This window comes from Hydrogenivirga sp. 128-5-R1-1 (assembly GCF_000171895.1).
The window spans coordinates 1-1,267 of sequence record NZ_ABHJ01000426.1; the positions used below are offsets into that span (position 1 = coordinate 1).

The window sequence follows — 1,267 nt, forward strand, 5'->3', positions numbered from 1 at the left end:
GATATAACACTGATGCTGAAGGATTTATTAGAGGTTTAAAAGAGTTAGAGCCAAATTTAGAAGGTAAAAATATACTGGTTTTAGGTGCTGGAGGAGCTTCAAGGGCTGTAGTTTATGCACTTTTAAAAGAAGGGGTAAATAAAATATATCAGGCTAACAGAACTTTAGAAAAAGTTTCAAAAATTATAGAAGACTTTAAATCTTTAACTAAGTTTGCTGATGAAATTATAATGCCGATACCTTACAATAAAATAGAATGCTGTGTACTTCCATCAGTGGACGTTATAATAAACACAACATCTGTTGGACTTCATGAAGATGATAAACCACTTTTTGACTATTCAAAAATACAGCCAAAACATACAGTTGTTGATATTATTTATAAAAAAACTCCACTGCTGAAAACTGCCGAGGAAAAGGGATGTAAATATCAAGACGGCCTTCCAATGCTTTTATATCAAGGTGCGAAAGCTTTTGAAATTTGGACTGGTAAAAAAGCACCTGTTGAAATAATGAAGAAAGCTTTATTAAAATAAAAATGGCCCCTGCGGGGGTGGACAGGGGCAAATTAGGGAGGAGGTTTGAGAAAAAAAACATCGGCTTCAGTGGCTGCTTCAGTTATATATAATTTACAACCTTAATGTGAAATAGCTGTGAAAAAAATCATAGTTAAAAAAGTTTTGTAATTATTTGATTTATAAGCATTAATCCGTCTTGGGTCAGTGAAAATTTATTTTCTTTAATAATACCAAAACCTTCTTTTTCAAGTTCTTTTAAAATTTCTTTATTTTTTATAAAATTGACATCTATTCCTTCTTTTAGCCTAAGTCCAAGCATAATTTTCTCAAAACGACTGTCCTCTTCAGATAAAGTCTCTCTGAATTTTACAGGCTTTTCACCTTTATATACCATCTCAAAATATTCTGTTAAATTTTTAGTATTTCCAAATCTTTTATTACCAATATAAGACCATGCAGAAACTCCAATACCTAAAAAATACTGATCAGTCCAGTAAAAAAGGTTATGTTTGCACTTAAAACCATTTTTAGCCCAATTTGAAAGCTCGTACCTGTAAAATCCTTTGCTTTCAAGATAATTATCTATAAGTTTGAACATTTGGGTGGTGGTTTCTTCATCAGGTAAATTATATTTATTGTCTAATACCATAGAACCAAGTGGTGTATCTTCATAAGCTGTAAGCATATAAGCTGATACATGTTTTATAGGCAGTGATGTGTAAATGTTTAGGTCTTCTTCCAGTCCTTAA

General features: G+C 31.5%; 2 protein-coding genes. One reads left to right on the forward strand and one right to left on the reverse strand.

Features of this window, described 5'->3' with window-relative positions; all coding sequences use genetic code 11:
• Positions 1-536: shikimate dehydrogenase (locus HG1285_RS01000; protein WP_008289505.1), on the forward strand; the 536-nt coding region annotated here is incomplete at its 5' end.
• Between the two features lie 133 nt (positions 537-669).
• Here HG1285_RS01000 and HG1285_RS00995 read toward each other — a convergent pair.
• The gene (locus HG1285_RS00995) at positions 670-1,203 is read right to left on the reverse strand and encodes a hypothetical protein (RefSeq protein ID WP_050777714.1); all 534 of its coding nucleotides are present in this window, start codon (positions 1,201-1,203) and stop codon (positions 670-672) included.
• Between the last annotated feature and the right edge of the window lie 64 nt (positions 1,204-1,267).